15 protein-coding genes, 1 tRNA gene and 1 pseudogene are annotated in these 17,758 nt (G+C 74.1%); 4 read left to right on the top strand and 13 right to left on the bottom strand.

Translation table 11 applies throughout. The features are described from left to right. Positions 1 to 282: pseudogene (locus tag ABZ924_RS18290) on the top strand (RNA helicase); the annotation flags it as partial. A gap of 157 nt (positions 283 to 439) precedes the next feature. Then, positions 440 to 512: transfer RNA gene (locus ABZ924_RS18285), tRNA-Lys, on the top strand. A 54-nt stretch (positions 513 to 566) separates the two neighbouring features. On the opposite strand, the gene ABZ924_RS18280 is transcribed toward ABZ924_RS18285, so the two are convergent. Then, on the bottom strand, positions 567 to 740 hold the full coding sequence (locus ABZ924_RS18280) for a hypothetical protein (RefSeq protein ID WP_361910301.1): 174 nt from the start codon (positions 738 to 740) through the stop codon (positions 567 to 569). Between the two features lie 318 nt (positions 741 to 1,058). On the opposite strand from ABZ924_RS18280, the gene ABZ924_RS18275 reads away from it, so the two are divergent. Beyond that, positions 1,059 to 2,042 (top strand): helix-turn-helix transcriptional regulator, encoded by a 984-nt coding sequence (locus ABZ924_RS18275; RefSeq protein ID WP_361910298.1) that lies wholly within the window; start codon positions 1,059 to 1,061, stop codon positions 2,040 to 2,042. A gap of 24 nt (positions 2,043 to 2,066) precedes the next feature. Here the strand turns inward: ABZ924_RS18275 and ABZ924_RS18270 are convergent, their stop codons facing one another. From ABZ924_RS18270 to ABZ924_RS18215, 12 genes are all read right to left on the bottom strand, one after another. Further along, entirely contained in the window at positions 2,067 to 2,555 is a 489-nt protein-coding gene (locus tag ABZ924_RS18270; protein ID WP_361910296.1) for a rhodanese-like domain-containing protein, read from the bottom strand. After that, on the bottom strand, positions 2,500 to 3,597 hold the full coding sequence (locus tag ABZ924_RS18265; RefSeq protein WP_361910293.1) for a hypothetical protein: 1,098 nt from the start codon (positions 3,595 to 3,597) through the stop codon (positions 2,500 to 2,502). Before ABZ924_RS18265 ends, ABZ924_RS18270 begins: the two co-directional genes overlap by 56 nt. Then, positions 3,594 to 5,243 (bottom strand): class I tRNA ligase family protein, encoded by a 1,650-nt coding sequence (locus ABZ924_RS18260; RefSeq protein ID WP_361910290.1) that lies wholly within the window; start codon positions 5,241 to 5,243, stop codon positions 3,594 to 3,596. The genes ABZ924_RS18265 and ABZ924_RS18260 overlap by 4 nt, the downstream gene beginning before the upstream one ends. Next, on the bottom strand, positions 5,240 to 5,941 hold the full coding sequence (gene epsC, locus ABZ924_RS18255) for a serine O-acetyltransferase EpsC (RefSeq protein ID WP_361910287.1): 702 nt from the start codon (positions 5,939 to 5,941) through the stop codon (positions 5,240 to 5,242). Before epsC ends, ABZ924_RS18260 begins: the two co-directional genes overlap by 4 nt. Beyond that, positions 5,928 to 7,136: an FAD-binding oxidoreductase gene (locus tag ABZ924_RS18250; RefSeq protein WP_361910284.1), complete on the bottom strand. Its 1,209-nt coding sequence runs from the start codon at positions 7,134 to 7,136 to the stop codon at positions 5,928 to 5,930. Before ABZ924_RS18250 ends, epsC begins: the two co-directional genes overlap by 14 nt. Then, on the bottom strand, positions 7,133 to 7,603 hold the full coding sequence (locus ABZ924_RS18245) for a cupin domain-containing protein (protein WP_361910282.1): 471 nt from the start codon (positions 7,601 to 7,603) through the stop codon (positions 7,133 to 7,135). The genes ABZ924_RS18250 and ABZ924_RS18245 overlap by 4 nt, the downstream gene beginning before the upstream one ends. 16 nt (positions 7,604 to 7,619) lie before the next feature. Further along, positions 7,620 to 8,972 carry a SidA/IucD/PvdA family monooxygenase gene (locus ABZ924_RS18240; RefSeq protein ID WP_361910279.1) on the bottom strand — a complete coding sequence of 451 codons (1,353 nt, stop codon included), beginning with the start codon at positions 8,970 to 8,972 and terminating at the stop codon, positions 7,620 to 7,622. Then, a complete protein-coding gene (locus ABZ924_RS18235; protein ID WP_361910276.1) occupies positions 8,972 to 10,375 on the bottom strand; it encodes a diaminobutyrate--2-oxoglutarate transaminase family protein in 1,404 nt (467 codons plus the stop codon). Before ABZ924_RS18235 ends, ABZ924_RS18240 begins: the two co-directional genes overlap by 1 nt. A gap of 91 nt (positions 10,376 to 10,466) precedes the next feature. Then, positions 10,467 to 11,843, bottom strand: a complete 1,377-nt coding sequence (locus ABZ924_RS18230) for a SidA/IucD/PvdA family monooxygenase (RefSeq protein ID WP_361910273.1) — start codon at positions 11,841 to 11,843, stop codon at positions 10,467 to 10,469. Then, a complete protein-coding gene (locus ABZ924_RS18225) occupies positions 11,840 to 13,396 on the bottom strand; it encodes an ABC transporter substrate-binding protein (protein WP_361910270.1) in 1,557 nt (518 codons plus the stop codon). Before ABZ924_RS18225 ends, ABZ924_RS18230 begins: the two co-directional genes overlap by 4 nt. 82 nt (positions 13,397 to 13,478) lie before the next feature. Next, the gene (locus ABZ924_RS18220; protein WP_361910266.1) at positions 13,479 to 14,786 is read right to left on the bottom strand and encodes an ATP-grasp domain-containing protein; all 1,308 of its coding nucleotides are present in this window, start codon (positions 14,784 to 14,786) and stop codon (positions 13,479 to 13,481) included. 8 nt (positions 14,787 to 14,794) lie between these two features. Beyond that, entirely contained in the window at positions 14,795 to 16,087 is a 1,293-nt protein-coding gene (locus ABZ924_RS18215) for an ATP-grasp domain-containing protein (protein ID WP_361910263.1), read from the bottom strand. Between the two features lie 217 nt (positions 16,088 to 16,304). Here ABZ924_RS18215 and ABZ924_RS18210 point away from each other — a divergent pair, with 217 nt between their 5' ends. Further along, positions 16,305 to 17,540, top strand: a complete 1,236-nt coding sequence (locus ABZ924_RS18210; RefSeq protein WP_361910260.1) for an MFS transporter — start codon at positions 16,305 to 16,307, stop codon at positions 17,538 to 17,540. Positions 17,541 to 17,758 lie beyond the last annotated feature (218 nt).

Below are 17,758 nucleotides of genomic sequence, written 5' to 3'. Positions count from 1 at the left end.
CGCGACGACCGCCCGTCCGGCGGGTTCCGTCGCGACGAGCGCCGTGACGACCGTCCGTCCGGTGGCTTCCGCCGCGATGACCGCCCGTCGGGTGGCTTCAACCGTGACGACCGCGGTGACCGCGGCGGCTTCCGCCGCGACGACCGTCCGTCGGGTGGCTTCCGCCGCGACGACCGCCGTGACGACAACCGTGGCGGATTCCGCCGCGACGACCGCCCGTCCGGCAACGGCTCCTTCGGCGGCCGCCGCGACGACAAGCCGCGCTGGAAGCGCAACGGCTGACCTGCGGCAGCACTGAGCTGACCCGAGCGAAAGGGCCCGTCCGACACGAGGTGTCGGACGGGCCCTTTCGCTCGGCGGACGCGCCGTCGGGGCCGGTAAGCCGATACTCGATCGGCCTGCCGGTGCTCTCCGGCTATGCTCTGGGGTGAGCACGTGAGGGCCATTAGCTCAATTGGCAGAGCAGCGGACTTTTAATCCGTTGGTTGTCGGTTCGAGTCCGACATGGCCTACGGCTTGTGGAGCGCCCCGGCGGGTTTCGGCCCGGCGGGGCGCTCCTGCGTTTTTCAGGACCAGCCCGGCTCCTGCGGGGTCACGACCGACCAGCCCGGCTCGCCCAGGACGGGCGCCGTGGCCGCCGCGGGCCGCAGGCCGTCGGCCTGGCCGGTGCCGCTCGTACCGATGACGGCGATCAGTGCGGCGGCGGTGACGGTGATGAGGGTGACGAGCTTGCGACGCATGGCAGGGGGCCTCTTATCGAACCGGGGCGGACGGTGGGCGGTTGGCCGGATCTGGCGTCCGGCGTGCCGCCATCGTGCCCAGCCGGGCGGGCCCCTGTCGCCGGTTTTCACATGGCACAAAGGAATCTGACACAACCGTGCCAGACGTCCGCGGACCGGCATCCCGTGTCCGCGTGATGGACGGCGTTTGTGCGGGCCGTGGCTGGTATGGACAATCCTGGGTGCAAGATCGGCCCTCGGAGGGCCGCGCATCCTGCCGCCAGCGTTGTCGGTCCGCGCCCGTGCTGCCGCTCCGAACCGCGAGCTGGGGGGCTCACTTTGTTGGTTTCTCTTGGGCTGACCGAGCGCTCGGACGCGCTCTACCGACTCGTCCTCAGACGGCCGGATCTCGCCGTTGCCGACGTCGCGACGGAGCTAGCGCGCGCCGAGGACGAGGTGTGCGCGGACCTGGAGGAGTTGACGCGGCTTTCGCTGCTCGACCCGTCCTGGCGGACCTCGGGCCGGCTGCGCGCCGTGAACCCCAAGGCCGCGCTCGACTCGCTGCTGGCCCACCAGCAGGCGGAGATCGCCCAGCGGCACCGGGCCCTCGCCGAGAGCCAGGCCGCGGCCAGCGCGCTGCTGTCGCAGTACGCCGAACTCCACCCGGCCCAGCCCTCGCAGGAAGCGCAGCGGTTCCTCGGAGTCGAGGCGGTCCGGGCCAAACTGAGCGAGCTGTCCGCCCGTACGCGCCGCGAGTCGATCAGCTTCCACCCCGGCGGGCCCGTTCCGGCGGCCCAGTTCAGGGCCAGCGAGCCGATCACCGAGGAGCTCATCGGGCGCGGGGTGAAGATCCGGACCATCTACCAGGACGCGATCCGCAACGACCCCGCCAGCCTCGAGCACGCCCGCTGGCTGACCGAACGGGGCGGCGAGGTGCGGACGGTGCCGTCGCTGCCCATGCGGATGGTCATCGCCGACCGGGAGTTCGCGCTGCTGCCGATCGACCCGGCCGACAGTGCGCTGGGCGCGGTGCTGCTGCGGGAGCCGGGGGCCGTCGCGGCGTTCTGCGCGCTGTTCGACTCGGTGTGGGAGACCGCGCTGCCGTTCGGGGAGCCGCCGCGGCGCAGCCTGGACGACCCCGGCTCGCAGCCGCGCGAGCTGCTGCGGCTGCTGGCCCAGGGCTACACCGACGAGGCCGCCGCCCGCCGGCTGGGGATATCCCTGCGCAGCGAGCGGCGGCTGATCTCGGAGCTGATGGAGAAGCTGGACGCGCAAAGCCGGTTCCAGCTCGGGCAGCGGGCCGTGGAGGAGGGCCTGCTCTGAGCCGGGCCCGCTCCGGGTCGGCCCTCAGCAGCCGCAGGACGCGCCGCCGCCCGAGACCGGGGCGGTCAGCGGGTCCGGCGCGGAGCGGCGCAGGCCCGCGGCGTCCTCGACCGGGAAGCCCTCCCGGGACCAGTACTCGAAGCCGCCCAGCATCTCCTTGACGCGGTAGCCGGCGGCGGCGAACTCGTAGGCCGCGCGGGTCGCGCCGTTGCAGCCGGGGCCCCAGCAGTAGGTGACCACCACGCTGCCCGGCGGTACGAGGTCGGCGGCGCGGGCCGTGATCCCGTCGGTGGGCAGGTGCACGGCGCCGGGGATGTGGCCCTGCGCCCAGGCTTCGGCGCTGCGGCTGTCGACGAGGACGAAGCCGCCCGCGGCGGACTCCACGTCGGCGTGGACGTCGGCGACGTCGGCCTCGAAGGTGAAGCGGCGGTGGAAGTGGGCTGCTGCGGTCTGCGGGTCAGCCGGCGGGACGCGCAGCACCTTCGAGGACGCGGTCGCGGTGGTGGTGGTCATGGTGGACGGACTCCTTCGGACGGGGGCGGCGCAGGGCCGCCAGGGCGATGAGGCAGAACAGGGCCGCGGTGGCGGCCCCCGGGCCGAGCAGCAGGGCGGACACGCCCAGGCGGGCGGCCCCGGCGAGGGCCAGGGCGGCGAGGGCGACCAGCGCTGCGGCGAGGACGCCGCCGCGCCGGGAGCGCCCGGTCAGCTCGGTCCAACGGACCGCGGCGGCCTGGAGGTTGGTGCGGCAGTACGCCCAGCACAGCACGGCGCAGGCGGCTCCGAGGGCGGCCGCGGCGGCCGGGTGCGGCGGGGCGGCCGCGGGCGGCGGGTTCAGCAGTACGGCGTACAGCGCGGCTGCCGCTGCCAGGCCCAGCAGGGTCCCGGCCAGAGCGGCCGGGCGGCGGCGGGCCGGGCCTGGGACGGCGCCTTCGAGCCCGACCCAGCCGAAGAGCAGGGGCACGGCCACCAGGGCGCCGGCCCAGCCCCCGGTACCGGGCCCGGCGGCCGGGACCCCGCCGAGCGCCCGCCAGCCGAGGGCCAGAGCGAGGACGGCGGCGAGCCGCAGCCGCCGGGCGGCCGGGGACGGCCCGCGCGGGCCGATCCAGGCGTGCCCCGCGGCGGCGGCCAGGACGCCGCCGGCCACCGCGCAGGAGCGCCAGCCGGAGTCGCCGTCGGCGGCGCCCGCCCCGGCCCCGGCGGCCGTCAGCGCGGCCGTGGCGAAGCCCGCCGCGCCCAGGGCCACGGCCGCCTGGCCGGTGGCGAAGCCGCCGAAGTACAGCGCGGTGGCCGCCCGGGCCGCCCGGGGCCCGAGCCGCTCCCGTACGAACCCCACGGCGCCCGGGCCCGAGGTCCCCCCGGCGAAGGCCGCCAGCAGACACCACCCGGCCAGCACCGCGGCCACCGCGGCCACCACCCCGGGGCGCACCGGCGCGAGCACCGGCGGCAGCAGCAACGCCCCGAGCCCCAGCACCCCCTGGAGCACCTGCCGGGCCGCCTGGAGCACACCCGCTCCCCGCACCGGGACAGGCGCCGCGGCGGGCAGCTGCGGGGTCACGACAGCTCGTGGAAGTACAGCGGGACGGCCGACGGGAGGGGGGAGCCCGAGGGCAGGAGGCGGCCGTCCAGGGCGTCCCACGACGGCATCCGGGTGGCGAGGTCCACCGGCAGGCCCAGGTGCCCGGCGAGGAAGGCGGACCAGCCCGGCATCACGGGGGCCGCCGTGACCGCGACGGCGGCCAGCAGCTCCGCGTGCGCGGCGAGCCGGGCGGCGTACTCCTCGCGCCGGCCGGCGGCGCGCAGCAGGGGCAGCTCCCGCAGGTCGGCGTCGGCCCGTTCGACCACCACGGCCAGGGCGTCGGCCGCGCGCTGCGGGGAGAAGGCCTCGGCGCCCAGCGCGTCGGCGATCCGCCCGGGCAGGGCGGCCCGTTCGGCGGCCAGGGGGCCCGCGTCCACCCCGTCCGCCGCCGGGAGGACGGAGTCGAAGTCCTGGGCCAGCAGGTCCAGTACGGTGTCGGTCCACCGCTCGAGCGCCCCGGCCAGCACCGTGCTGAGGGTGTCGGCGAACTCCTTCATCGAGAAGTTGTTCTGCGCCCGCTCCGGCCCGGTCAGGCACAGGTGGAACCGCAGCGCGTCCGCGTTCACGCGGCGCAGGAACTCCCCGCCCCAGATGGCGTGTCCGCGGCTGGTGGAGAACTTGTCGCCCTCCAGCCGGTAGAACTCGTTGATGACGACCTGCGCCGGCAGCGTCAGACCGTCCGGCGAGGCGAGCAGCAGCGCCGGCCACAGCACGGCGTGCGAGAACGAGCAGTCGAAGCCGATGAAGTTGACGATCCGGGTCTCGGGGTCGGTCCACAGCCGCTCCCACTCCGACCGGTCGCCCCGCGCCTCGGCCAGGCGCGCCGTGGCGGCCGCGTAGCCCCAGATACCGCTGAACCAGGTGTCGAGGACGTGGCCCTCCCAGCCGGGCAGCGGGACCGGGATGCCGTAGTCCGCCTCGCGGCTGATCGGGGTGTCGGGCAGCGCCCGCTCGAACAGCCCCTCCAGGTAGGCGACCAGCCGGGGCCGCCACTCCGCCTTAGCCTGCGCGTCGGCGTAGTAGGCCTCGAGCCGCTCGCGCCAGTGCTCCAGCGGGAAGACGATGCGCCGCAGGGTCTTCGTACCGGGCGGGGTCCAGCAGGCGGTGCACCGGGGGGCGGCGAGGCCGGCCGGGTCCTGGGGCAGGCCGCAGGCCTCGCAGTACACGCCGTCGGAGGGCTCGGCGCAGAACTGGCACGCGCCGCGCACCTCGGCCTCGTACAGGTAGCGGTCGCAGGGCTCGCAGTGGAAGACGGGCAGCTCCTGCACCTCCAGGGCGCCTGACTCCCACAGGTCGAGGAAGAACCGCTGGACGAACTCGGTGTGCACCGGGTCGGTGAGCGGGCGGGTGAACCAGTCGTGGTGCATGGCGCCCAGGGAGAGGGTCTCCTCCATGCGGTCGCCGAAGAGCTTCGCGGTCGGGTACGCGGTGGAGCCGATCTCGGCGGCCCGGCGCGGCACGTAGCAGGAGTGCTCGTCGGAGTAGCCCACGTAGCGGACGTCGTGGCCGCGCTGGCGCAGGTGGCGGGTCAGGACGTCGGCGCCGAGGAAGGGGCCGGAGAGGTGGCCGAGGTGCAGGTCGCCGTTGGGGTTCGGCGGGGCGCTGGTGACGACGTAGGAGGTCATGAGGCGTGGGTTCCTTCGGGGACGATCAGGGCGGAGGAGTCGAGGGGGGCCGCGGTGTCGAGCGGCGGCAGGGCGGCGGAGGCCGCGGCGACGACGCGGCTGCGCGGCGGCAGGTCGTCCAGGACGACGGAGTGGGCGCCGATCCGGGAGTCCGCGCCGATGGTGACGGGGCCGAGGACGCTGGCCCCGGTGCCGATGACGACGCGGTCGCCGACGACGGGGTGGCGCCGCGATCCGGAGGGCCGGCGCAGGTCCTTCCACCAGCCGACCGAGCCCAGGGTGACCTGGTGGTAGAGCATCACGTCGTCGCCGATGCAGACGGTCTCGCCGATCACGACGGCGGTGCCGTGGTCGACGAAGAAGCGGCGGCCGATCCGTGCGCCGGGGTGGATCTCGATGCCGGAGACGGAGCGGGCGAGGAGGGACAGGGCGCGGGCGGCGACCTTGTGGCCGCGGCCCCACAGCCAGTGCGCGATCCTGTACGTCCACAGGGCGTGGATGTGCGGGTAGAGCAGCACCTCGGCGCGGGAGCCGGCGGCGGGGTCCTTGTCGAGGACGGTCTGCACGTCCTCGCGCAGCACCTCCCGCAGCGGGCGGCGGGCGCCGGCCCCGCCGGTCCCTTCGTGCTCCGCGGTCTCGGTGGTCCCGGTGGTCTCGCCGCTCTCGGGGGCCTCGGTCGTGGTCTCACATGTGGTCATACGGGGCCTCCGGGCGGATCGGGCGGCCCGCGAGGAACCGCTGCGGCCGGTACGGCTCCAGCAGCTCCTGGACCGCCTTGCCGGGCACGGCCCCGCCTTCGACGATCTCCTTCGCGGCGAGCTCGGCCACGGCCGGCGCCAGCTTGAAGCCGCCGCCGCTGAAACCGAGGGCCAGGTAGAGGCCGTCGGGGCCGGCCGCGCCGACGACCGGGCGCTTGTCGGGGGTGTAGCCGTCCAGGCCCGAGCGGGTGCCGGCGAGCGGGGCGGTGGCCGCGGCCGGGACCCGGTTCGCGATGGCGCCGATCGCGGCCTCGAGCTCGGCCTCGGTGAGCGGTTCGACGTCCCGGCCGAGCTCGGTGTCGGGCTTGCTGGGGACGCCGAAGTAGAAGCGGTCCAGGCCGTCGGGCCGGAAGTAGCTGCCGGTGGTGTCGTCGATGCAGGTCGGTACGGAGGCCGCGGATCCGCGGCGTCCGGCGCCCGGCAGCTCGGCCTGGGCCAGGCCGATGCGGCGGGCGGTGACGGGGATGTGGATGCCGAGGTACTCGGCCGGCGCGGAGCCCCACGCTCCGCCGGCCAGGACCACCAGCGGGGCGTCGATGCGGCCGATGGAGGTGAGGACGCCGGTGACGGTGCCGCCCTTCTCCAGCACCTTCATCGCGCGGATGCCCTCGGACGGGGAGACCCCGAGCCGGTAGGCGGCCGTCAGCAGGGAGGCGGAGGCGGCCATCGGGTCGGCGTAGCCGCCCTCCGGCTCGTACGCGGCGAGCGCCACGCCCTCGGTCCGCAGGCCGGGGTAGATCTCCCGGAGCTCGGAGGGTTCGATGACCTCGACGCGCCGGTATCCGGCGGCCTCGCTCGCGGCGGCGGCGTTGTGGCGCAGGTCGTCGGCGTGGTTCTCGCCGACGATCATGACGAATCCGGTGCGGCGGTAGCCGCAGCAGCCGCCGATGATGTCCGACCACTGCTCGAAGACGGGCAGGCTGCGCGCGGCGAGACGGGTGTCGGCGACGGCCGTGTGGTGCAGCCGCAGCAGGCCGCCGGAGCGGGAGGTGGCGCCCTGGGCGTTCACCCGGCCCTGGTCGCACAGGACGATCCGGCCGACGCCCGCGAGGGCGAGCTGGTGCGCGATGGCCGCACCGATCACCCCGCCGCCGACGACGATGGCGTCGGCGTGCGCGTGGACGATGGGGCTCATGCATCCCCCCGCTGCGGAGCGTTCGGGTCGGGGGCGGGTACGGCGGCGGCCGCCGGGGCGCCCGGGTCTGCGCCCGGGTCCTGGATGCCGAAGACGGCGGCCCACTTGGCGCGGTCCCGGGCGACGGCCTCCGAGCCGCCCCACCAGATCGTGACGAAGCGCAGCCGGCCCTCGCCGTCGTTGGTCAGGTCGTGGTCCTGGTGCGGGGTGATGAAGACGGTCTCGCCGGCGCGCACGCGGCGGGTCTCGCCGCCGATGCGCATCACTCCGCTGCCCTCGACGATGAAGAACATCTCGTTCTCGTCGTGGTCGTGCGGGGTGGAGGTGGCGCCCGGCGCCACGTCGACCCAGGCGCCGCCCCAGTTGGGCTCCTCCACGGCCTCGGGCCAGGGGAAGATGCGGCGGCCGCTGACGTTGTACGCCTCCTCGAAGACCATGTCGTCCTCGTGGGCGGTGAAGATGTGCATGGGGTATGGGTTCCAATCAGGCGGCGACGGGCGCGGCGGGCCGGCGCAGGCGGGCGCGCAGATCGCGGTGGATGGTGTCGGCCTTGGCGGCCATCTGGCTGAAGGAGGTGGCGCTGCCGATGCCGTGCCGCCACTCGGTGAGGCCGTCGAGGTAGATGCCGACCTCGCAGTCGGCGGTGGTCTCGGCCCGGTAGGCGCGCGTGACCTCGGGCCGGCCGCTGCCGTCCAGGCGCAGGTGGGGCACGAACGGGGCGAGCTGGCGGGGCAGTGCGGCCTCCCGGTAGCCGGTGCAGACGATCACCACGTCGGCGTCGAGGGTGGTGCGGTCGCCGGTGAACACCTCCGCGGCCTCCAGCCGGATGCGGCCGTCCGCGGTGCGGCCGACGGCGGTGACCTCGGTCCGCTTGTGCATGTGCAGCCGGCGCCGGCCGGTGAACCGGTCCTGGTAGACCGCCTGGTAGAGGGCGGTGGACACGTCGGGGTCGACGGCCGCGTAGTTGGTGGCGCGGGCCTGGTCCAGGGCGCGTTCGCGCTGCTCGCCCTCCAGGCCGTAGAAGTAGTCGGTCTCGTCGGGGAAGTAGACCTCGTTGCTGAAGTGGCCGAGTTCGTACATCCGGAAGCCGGCGTGCCGTACGACCGAGTGGATCTCGGCGTCGGGGTGCTGCGCGGCCAGGTGCAGGACGATCTCGCCGGCGGTCTGGCCGGCGCCGATCACGGCGATGCTGCGCAGCGGGACGTCGCCGAGGGCGGCGAGGCCCGGCAGCAGCCGGGAGGCGTGGAAGACGCGCTCGCCCAGGTGCGGGCGGAACAGCTCCGGTACGTACGCCTCGTGGCCGGTGGCGAGGGCGATGTTGCGGCCGAGGACGGTGTGCAGGGAGCCGTCGCGCGGGTCCCTGCTGGTGACGCGGGCGGTGCGCACGCGGCCGTCGGGGTCGGCGACCGGCTCGACGCTCAGCACCTCGCGGTGGTATTCGACGGTGCCGCGGACCTGCCGGGCGGCCCACTGGACGTAGTCCGACCACTCCAGGCGGCTGACGTAGCCGCTCATCAGCGTGAACGGGTAGAAGCGGCCGCTCTGCTGGAGGTAGTGGGGGAAGGTGAAGCGGGAGCGGGCGTCGCGCGGGGTGGCGAAGTCGCGCAGGAAGTGGTGCTGGATGTCGGTGCCGGGCAGGACCAGGTTGGGCTGCCAGGCGGAGTCGGCGGCCTTCTCCAGGTAGCGGGCGGCGAGCGGGGCGGCGCCGGTGGCGTCGTCGTGGTCCTCGACGGCGGCGGCGAGCGCGATCCCGGAGGGCCCGAAGCCGGCCACCACCAGGTCCTGGACGGCGGTGCCGTCGCTGCCGTGGTCGCGGGTGCGGTCGTACGTCGTCATCAGGCGGCCTCCGCCGGCAGGTCGAGGGCGGCCAGGGCGGCGACGAGGGCCTCGCGGATGATCCGCCCGGCGTGGTCGATCTCCTCGGCCGAGCAGTTCAGCGGGGGCAGCATGCGTACGACGCAGTCGTCGCGGCCGCCGAGCTCGATGATCAGGCCGCGGCTGACGGCCTCCCACTGGACCCGCTTGGCGAGGGCGTCGGCCGGCAGCCCCGTGGCCGGGTCGGTCAGCTCGACGCCGGTCATCAGGCCGAGGCCGCGGACGTCGGCCACGTACGGGCTGAGCGCGCGCAGGCCCTGGAGGTGGACCATCAGCTGGTCTGCGCGGGCCCGGACGTTCTCCAGGACCCGGTCGCGCCGGACGACCTTCATGGTGGCGACGCCGGCGGCGAAGGCGGGCTGGTTGCCGCGGAAGGTGCCGGAGTGCGCGCCCGGCTTCCACACGTCGAGCTTCTCGTCGTACAGGATCACGGAGGCGGGCAGGCCCATCCCGGACAGCGCCTTGGAGGCGCAGACCACGTCGGGCTCGATGCCGTACTGCTCGAACGCGAACCAGGTCCCGGTGCGGCCGCAGCCGCTCTGCACCTCGTCCACGATGAGCGGGATGCCCAGGCGCCGGGTGACCTCGCGGATGCGCTGGACGAACTCCACCTCGGCGGGGATGACGCCGCCCTCGCCCTGCACCAGCTCCATGATCACGGCGGCGGGCAGGGTGATGCCGCCGTTGACGTCGGTCAGCGCCTTCTCCAGGAACGCGGCACAGTTGACCTGGCAGGTGTCCCGGACCAGCCCGAGCGGGCAGTTGTGGCAGTTGGAGTACGGGAAGAAGTGCACGCCCGGCATCCGGCCGCGGACCGGCTCCTTCTGCTCGACCAGGCCGGTCACGCTCAGCGCGGCCAGGGTCGCCCCGTGGAAGCCGCCCTGGAAGGTGATGACCTCCTCGCGCCCGGTGGCCGTCTTGCACAGCTTCAGCGCGGCGTCGACGGCGTTGGCGCCGGTCGGCCCGCAGAAGTGGATCCGGGTCCGCTCGCGCATCGGCTCGGGCAGCATCCCGATGGTCAGGTCGGTGAACTCGTCCTTGACCGGGGTCGGGAAGTCCAGGCCGTGCACGAACTCGTCGAGCTGGCGGTGGGCGGCCGCGAGCGGCTCGGGGTGGTTGTGGCCCAGCGAGAGCACGCCGGCGCCGCTGAGGAAGTCGAGGAAGACGTTCCCGTCGAGGTCCTCCACGTAGGAGCCCTTGCCGCGGCGGATCGCCATCGGCAGTTTGCGCGGGTACGAGCGGGAGTTGGACTCCCGGCCGGCCTGCCGGTCCAGCAGCTCGGCGCTGCGCGGTCCGGGCAGCGGGCCGCGTACGGCGGGAGCGCTGTAGACCGGCTCGACCGGGGTGTCGATGGTGGCGGTCATGGCAGAACGTGGTCCTTTCGGGATCCGGTCGGTCGGTTCGGTCGGTCGGTTCGGTCGGTCGGTTCGATCGGTCGGTTCGGTCGGCCGGTGGTCAGGCGGCGGCCAGGACGGCGGCGCAGTCGGCGGCGGGGGCGGCGCTCAGGCGGGCGGTCAGGGCGTCGGTGAGGGTCGCGGCGCGCAGGGACAGCAGGCTGAAGGAGCCGGCGTCGCCGATGCCGTGGCTGGACTCGCACAGGCCGTTGAGGAAGAGCGGCGGGGTGCCGTCGCCGACCGGGCTGAGCGAGTAGTCGGCGTTCACCGCCAGGCGGCCGTCGGGCTCGGTGGCGAACAGCGGCGCGAGCGGGGCCATCAGCGGCGGGCACAGCTCCTCGTGCGGGCCGGGCCCCATGTTGCGGAAGCCGGTGGCCAGGACGGCGAAGTCGACGGTCTCGCTGATCCGCTCTCCGGTGGTGCGCTCCAGGAAGTCCAGGGCGATCCGGTCGCCGTTCTCCGGGGCCACGCCGACGGCCTCGTGGTTGCCGCGGACGAAGACCCGCTGGTCGCCGTCGAGCTCCTGCTCGTAGATGGTCAGGTACAGCTCGCGCAGCACGTCGCCGTCGGCGGAGGAGTAGTTCGTGCCGTGCATGTACGCGTCCAGCGCCTGCTTGCCCGCGCGCGGGGCCCGGAAGTAGTAGTCGGTGAACTCGGGGAAGTAGCCCTCCTCGCTGAAGGGGCTCGTGTCCTTCAGCTTCAGCGAGTGCGAGCGCGTGTACGTCGTCACCTTGGCCCGCGGGAAGCGGCGGCTGAGGTCGAGGGCGAGCTCGACGGCGCTCTGGCTGCCGCCGATGACCGCCACCGACTCCGGCTCGCGGCCGTCGCCGGTCAGCTCGGCCAGCTTGGGCAGGTACTGGGTCAGGTGGAAGATCCGCGGGGTGCGCAGGCTGTCGTACGGGGCCGGCACGTACGGGGTGCGGCCCGGGCCCATCACCAGCGTGCGGCCCAGGTAGCGGCTGCCGGACAGGGTGGTGACGGCGTACACGCGCTCGCCGGCCTCCTCGACGACCTCGACGCGCTCGGCCCGCTGGTTGCAGTCGACCAGGTGCGAGAAGAAGCCCGCCGCCCAGCGGATGTAGCCGGCGTACTCCTTGCGGAGCGGGAACTCCGAGGGGAGGTTGAGGTGGCGCAGCAGCCGGCCCTGCTCGTGCAGGTAGTTCAGGAAGCTGTAGCGGCTGCGCGGGTTGCGCAGGGTGACCAGGTCGCGGCTGGGGTGGTTCTGGATGTCGGAGCCGTCCAAGAGCATCCCCGGCTGCCACTCGGGGCTCGGCCGGGCCTCCAGGAAGCGTGCCGTGAGCGGCGAGCTGCGCTCCTCCAGGGCGATCGCGAGGGCCAGGTTCGCCGGGCCGAAGCCGATGCCGAGGATGTCGTGGACGGGGCTCGCGGCGCCGCCCGCCGGGGCAGTGGTCGTCGCGGTCGTGGTCGTCGCGCTCATCGCGTGGTCTTCCTTGCCTTGACAGTGGTGAGGGTGGGGTTTCCGTCGAAGTCGATCCGCAGGCCCGTGATCCGCCCGGCGGCGTGCACCCGCTGGTCGGTGCGGTACCAGAGCGGGACCAGCGCCAGGTCCGCCATCGCGGTCCGGTCCGCGCGCCGCCAGGCGTCGGCCCGCTCGGCCGGGTCCGTCGAGGCCCGGGCGCGCGCCACCAGCGCGTCGAACTCCGGGTTCACGTAGCGGCCTTCGTTGTCGCCGTGGGCCGTGCCGTCGGCGTCGGGCGCCGTGCACGAGGAGTGCAGCAGCGGGAAGAGCATGTTGTCGGGCGTCGGGTAGTCGCAGGCCCAGCCGGCCCGGCAGAAGCCGGCCGCCGCGATCGAGGTGCGGTGGTCGACCAGCCCGCGGGCGTCGGTCCGCAGCAGCGCGACCCGCCAGCCGAGCTCGTGCTCCAGTCCCCGGGCGAGGGCCGCGACCCAGTCGTCGTGCCCGGCGCCCGTGTTGTACGCGAACTCCACCCGGCTGCCGGGGCCGAGCCCGGCCCGCAGCGCCGCGAGGCGGGCCCGCTCGGGGTCGTACGCCGTCCAGTCCGCGGCGCCGGCATCCGCATCAGCGCTATCGGCGGCAGCGGCGGCATCGGCGGCGAACTCGGCGCGCGGGGTGTGCGCCTTGCCGAACCAGGGCGAGAGCAGCGAGTGGGCCGCGGTGCGCCGGCCCTGGAAGTAGGTGTCGATCAGCCCCTGCCGGTCGATGGCCGCCGACAGGGCCCGGCGGGCGTCCAGCGAGTCCATCGGGGCCTGGTGGCAGAACGGGATCAGGTAGAACAGCCCCGCGCCCTCCTGCTCCAGGAAGCCCTCGCCCGCGGCCGCCTCGGCGGTGCGGGCCGGGGGGATCCGGGCGTAGTCGTAGATGCCGTCGAGGAAGCGCTCGTACTCGTCATCCAGGCCGGTGACCGGGTCGAGGATGTCGATGTGCACCTCGCGCACCTCGGGCGCCGGGCCGAACCACAGGTCGTTGCGCTCCAGCCGGATCGCGCGGTGGTGCTCCCAGGGGCCGGCCATCTTGAACGGGCCGTTGCCGATCGGCATGTCGTTGTACGCGCGGTCCAGCGCGGGGCCGGCGCACTGCGGCACCGGGCTGAAGATCGGCTGGAGCGTCTTCAGGTCGAACTGCACGTCCGGCTCGGACAGCTCCACCACGAGCGTGGTGTCGTCGACGGCGGTGAAGGAGCGCACGCCCGCCAGGTGGTAGGCGGTCTCCGTGTTGGCCTCGGGGTCCAGGGCCCGCGCCCAGCCCCGTACGAAGCTGTGGGCGGTGACTGGCTCGCCGTTGCTGAACACCGTGTCGGGGCGCAGGGTGAAGGTCCAGGTCGTGGCGTCCGGGTCGCTCTCCCAGGACCGGGCGGTGGCGGGGACGAGCGCGCCGTCCTCGTCGAGGGCGAGCAGCCCGGTGAACAGGGCCTTGCAGACGAGGATCCCCTCCCCTTCCTGGGCCTTGTACGGGTCGATGGCGGTGGGCTCCGTGATTCCCATGCGGAACACGGGGTCGTTGGCGTGCACGTGGGGCTCTTTCCGCGTCGGGGTGTGGATGACTGGGGCCGGTTGGGCCGGGCGGGCTGCCGGGGGCGGGGGCCGGGGCCGGTCAGGCCGCCGGCGCGGTGGCGGCCCGGGCCGGCCCCGGTACGACGAGCACGTCGAGCCGCTCGTCGAGCTCGGCGGCGAGCCGCTCCACCCGGTCGATGTCGGCGGCACTGCGGTAGGGCGCGGCCACCGCGAGGGAGCCGGCGATCTCGTACCAGCCCTCGGGGGCGCGCCGCAGCCGGTCGCCGGGCCGGGAGGCGGGGATGTACGAGCGGAAGTACGGGGAGTGCGCGGCGTCGCCCGCGTTGTTGCGGACCAGGGTCCCGGTCCGGTAGGCGAACTTGATGCAGGTGGCGGCGCGCGGGACGGCGGCCCGCGGCACCTCGCCGTCGAGCAGGGCGGCCAGCGCGTCGGAGTCGTCGCCGGCGAGGACCGCCTTGGCGTACAGCCGGACCGGGTCGATGCCGTGGACCTCGCGCAGGTTGCGGTAGTTCTGGCCGCCGCTCATCCGGGTGGCGAACTCCACCACCTGGTAGCGGCCCTCGGAGTCCTGCCGGAACTCGGCGTTGAACAGGCAGTGGCGCACGCCCAGCGCCTTCGTGATGCCCTCGGCGACCGCGACGAGGCCGGGCTCCTCCTGCGGGGTGCGGAAGGGCAGGGTGTAGAAGTCCTCCTCGAAGTACGGGCCCGGCATCTGCATCTTGTTGGTGACGCCCACCAGGTGGAAGGCGCCGTCCAGGACGACCCCGTCGAGGGTGACCTCCTTGCCCGGCAGGAACTCCTCCAGCAGCGCGATCTCCGGGGTGTCGCTGGGGAAGTAGCCCGCCCACTCCTCGGCGAGGCGGGCGACGTCGGTCAGCGCCCGCTCCAGCTCGGCCCGGTCGCGCACCAGGCTGACCCCGATGCTGGCGGCCAGCGCGCTGGGCTTGACGATGAACGGGTACGTGAAGTCCTCGGCGGCCGCGAGGCCGGCCTCGACGCCGACGACGCCCGCGAAGCGCGGCGCCGGCAGCCCGTGCTCCGCGAGGAAGGTGCGCTGGAGCTGCTTGTCGCGGGAGATCAGGTCGGCCCCCGGGCGCGGCCAGGAGTGCCCGAGCAGCTCGTTGACCCGCGAGGTGACCGCGATGTCGCTGTCGTAGAAGGTGATCGCCGAGGTGATGCCGAGGCGGCGGGCCGCGGCCGCGCAGTACTCGGCGAGCTCCGCGCCCTCGAGGTCCTCGCGGAGCGGGACCACGTTCGCGAAGCGGCCGTCGTCGGCGGCCTGCGCGACCTTGGTCGCGAGGTGGATCTCCAGGCCCATCCGCTCGAGGGTCTCGATGTGCTCGCGGTGCCACGCGTACGTGTTCCGCATGATCAGCAGGATCTTCATGACGCGCTTCAGGCCTTTCCGGCGGTGCTCGTGGTGCTCGTGGGGGCGCTCGTGCCCGCACGGGGGGTGGTGACGACGGTGACCTTCTCGGTGAGCCGCTCGGCGGCGGCGACGGCCGCCGCGGTGTCCGCACCGGTGGCCAGTACCTGGCCGACCCGGTCCCAGTTGCCGCGCAGCTCCCCGACGGTGTCGCCGGGCCGGACGGTGGTCTCCACGTCGATGACCCCGTCCAGGGCCCGGGCCTCCTCGGCGCCCTGGATCTCCACGACGGTGCCGGGCTCGGCGGACAGGAAGCGGGTGGCCGCGGCGTGCCGGGCGGTCGGGCGCTCGGTGAGGGCCGGGATCAGCCCGAACTGCCAGGCCACGATCCACTCTTCGAGGTCGATGCCGTACGCGGAGCGCAGCAGGTCGAAGATCCGGTCGCCGCCCATCCGGTTGTGGCTCTCGATGATCTGCGGCCCGGACGGGGACAGCCGCAGCTCGGTGTGGGCGGCGCCGTCGGTGAGCCCGACCGCGTCCAGGAAGCGGGCGACGGCCTCCTCGACGGCCTTCTCGTCCGCGGCGCCCAGCCGGGCCGGCAGTGCGTGGCCGAGCTCGACGAACCCGTCGCCGGTCAGCTTCTCGGTGATGGCGAGGACGATGTGCCGGCCGGCGAACGAGAAGGTCTCGACGCTGTACTCCGGCCCGGGGATGTACTGCTCGGCGATGAACCGGCCGATCGTGAAGAACGAGCCCCACTGCAGGTCGGTACGGGCCCGCAGGGCCTCGACCCCGGCCCAGGCCTCGGCGGCCTGCTCCGGCCCGTCGATCCGTACGACGCCCAGGCTGGCGGTGGCGTCGACCGGCTTGAGCACGAACGGGTAGCCGTGCTCCGCGCCGAACGCGGCCAGCGCCCCGGCGCCGTCGACCTCGGCCGCCGCCACCGACAGCGCCCGCACCTCGGGCGAGTCGGACGCGGCCAGGTGCCGGCGCATCGCGTACTTGTCCCGCAGCAGCTCGGCGACCTCCTCGGAGGTGTTGCCGAGCCCCAGGTGGTCGCTGATCCGCCCGGCCGGGACCAGGCCCGGCTCGGTGATCGAGGCGACGCGGGTGAACCCGTAGGCCCGGTGCGCGGCCTCCACCAGCGGGCGGGTGACGTCCCAGTCGGTGTAGTCGGCGATGAGGACGGCCTCGGCGAGAGTCGCGGCCTCCGGCACGAACTGGTCCTTGTGCTGGATCAGCACGAAGCGGATTCCGAGGGCCGCCGCTTTGCGCAGCGTCTGTATCCGTCCGCCGACGACGAGAAGCTTGTGTTCGGTCATGGCCAGAACACTGCCGCAGGAATCCGACCCGGAGAACGCTTTCGGGCTGGCACAAGAATGCCCGGCACAAAAGACGCAGCGGCGGGGGTCGGCGAGCCCCGCCGGGCAGGAATGTGCCAGCACGTTTTGTGCCACCCACCAGCCCTAGGCAATGCGGCTGACCAGTGGCTTCCATGGTGCCCACCACCTCATCCCCCCATCGGGAAGGAGCCCCACCATGGCCGGCGAGGACCCCTTGCGCCGACGATTGCGTGACCTGCCCAGAAGCGCCTGGGTCATCTTCTCGGGAATGTTCCTCATCAAATTCGGGAATTTCCTGAACGTATTCCTGGTGCTGTTCCTGGTATCCCAGGGATTCTCCGCATTCCAGGCCGGCGCGGCCCTCGGCGTGGTCGGGGTCGGCGCGTTCGTCGGCAATGCGGTGGGCGGCACCGTCGCCGACCGCTTCGGACGGCGCACCGCCATCGCGGTGTCGATGTTCGGCAGCAGCGCTGCCACCGCCCTCGTCCCGCTGACCCACGGACTGGTCGCGATCACCGCACTGGTCGGCCTCGTCGGGGTCTTCGCCCAGCTGTACCGGCCCGCGGCCGGCGCCCTGCTGATCGACGTGGTCCCGGAGAGGCAGCGGGTCACGGCCTTCGCCGTGCTGCGCCTCGCCATCAACGTGGGCATGGCCGTCGGACCGCTGGTCGGCGGCCTGCTCAGCGGCGCCTCGTACACGTACGTCTTCCTCGGCGACGCCCTGTTCTCCTTCGCCTTCGGCGCCCTCGCCCTGCTGACCCTCCCGGGCGGGCGGCCGACGCCCCACGAGGCACCGTCCGGGACCACCGCGCCGAAGGGCGGCTACCGCACGGTCCTCTCCGACCGCCCCTACCTCCTCTTCCTCGGCTCGATGGTCGCCGCGACCTTCGTCTACGGGCAGTCCACCGCGACCCTTCCGCTGCACGTCACCGACGCGGGCTTCGACAACAAGACCTACGGCCTGCTGCTCGGCCTGAACGCCCTGCTCTGCGTGGTGATCGAGCTCCCGCTCACCAAGCACACCGAGCGCCGCAACCCGCGCCGGGTCATCGCGGCCGGCCTGGCCCTGCTCGGCCTCGGCATGGCCCTCACCGGAGCCGTGCGGAGCGTGTGGCTGCTCGCCCTGACCGTGGTCGTGTGGACCGTCGCCGAGACGATCTACACGCCGATCGCCAACGCCTACCCGGCCGAGTTCTCGCCGCCGCACCTGCGCGGCCGCTACCAGGGCGCGGAAGGCATCGCCCACACCCTTGGCGGAGCCCTCGGCCCGGCAGCGGGCGGCCTGCTCTACGGAATCAGCGCCCCCCTCCACTGGACGGCCTGCGCCGCAGTGGCCGCCCTGGGCGCCCTCCTGATCCTGGGCGCCAAACCCACCCCCCGCCCCACCACCCCCACCCCCACCCCCACCCCCGAACCAGCCCACACCCCCTGACCCCGCCCCCCAGTGCCGCGGGGAACGGCGCGCCCAGCCCCCACGCACCCGCGCCGAAGACACGGCGGGCACCGCCGCCAGGGGCGCGGGGAACGGCGCGACCAGCCCCCACGCACCCGCACCGAAGACACGGCGGGCACCGCCGCCAGGGGCGCGGGGAACGGCGCGACCAGCCCCCACGCACCCGCACCGAAGACACGGCGGGCACCGCCGCCAGG

The sequence above is a fragment of the Streptomyces sp. NPDC046876 genome, from assembly GCF_040645035.1.
Taxonomy (GTDB): Bacteria; Actinomycetota; Actinomycetes; order Streptomycetales; family Streptomycetaceae; genus Streptomyces.
This window is presented reverse-complemented; position numbering and strand designations above follow the sequence as displayed.

Excerpts from the sequence above, each read along its gene's own strand:
- ABZ924_RS18280 (WP_361910301.1), bottom strand. The coding sequence starts at position 740 with ATGCGTCGCAAGCTCGTCACCCTCATCACCGTCACCGCCGCCGCACTG.
- ABZ924_RS18270 (WP_361910296.1), bottom strand. The coding sequence starts at position 2,555 with ATGACCACCACCACCGCGACCGCGTCCTCGAAGGTGCTGCGCGTCCCG.
- ABZ924_RS18260 (WP_361910290.1), bottom strand. The coding sequence starts at position 5,243 with ATGACCTCCTACGTCGTCACCAGCGCCCCGCCGAACCCCAACGGCGAC.
- epsC (WP_361910287.1), bottom strand. The coding sequence starts at position 5,941 with ATGACCACATGTGAGACCACGACCGAGGCCCCCGAGAGCGGCGAGACC.
- ABZ924_RS18250 (WP_361910284.1), bottom strand. The coding sequence starts at position 7,136 with ATGAGCCCCATCGTCCACGCGCACGCCGACGCCATCGTCGTCGGCGGC.
- ABZ924_RS18245 (WP_361910282.1), bottom strand. The coding sequence starts at position 7,603 with ATGCACATCTTCACCGCCCACGAGGACGACATGGTCTTCGAGGAGGCG.
- ABZ924_RS18240 (WP_361910279.1), bottom strand. The coding sequence starts at position 8,972 with ATGACGACGTACGACCGCACCCGCGACCACGGCAGCGACGGCACCGCC.
- ABZ924_RS18235 (WP_361910276.1), bottom strand. The coding sequence starts at position 10,375 with ATGACCGCCACCATCGACACCCCGGTCGAGCCGGTCTACAGCGCTCCC.
- ABZ924_RS18230 (WP_361910273.1), bottom strand. The coding sequence starts at position 11,843 with ATGAGCGCGACGACCACGACCGCGACGACCACTGCCCCGGCGGGCGGC.
- ABZ924_RS18220 (WP_361910266.1), bottom strand. The coding sequence starts at position 14,786 with ATGAAGATCCTGCTGATCATGCGGAACACGTACGCGTGGCACCGCGAG.
- ABZ924_RS18215 (WP_361910263.1), bottom strand. The coding sequence starts at position 16,087 with ATGACCGAACACAAGCTTCTCGTCGTCGGCGGACGGATACAGACGCTG.
- ABZ924_RS18210 (WP_361910260.1), top strand. The coding sequence starts at position 16,305 with ATGGCCGGCGAGGACCCCTTGCGCCGACGATTGCGTGACCTGCCCAGA.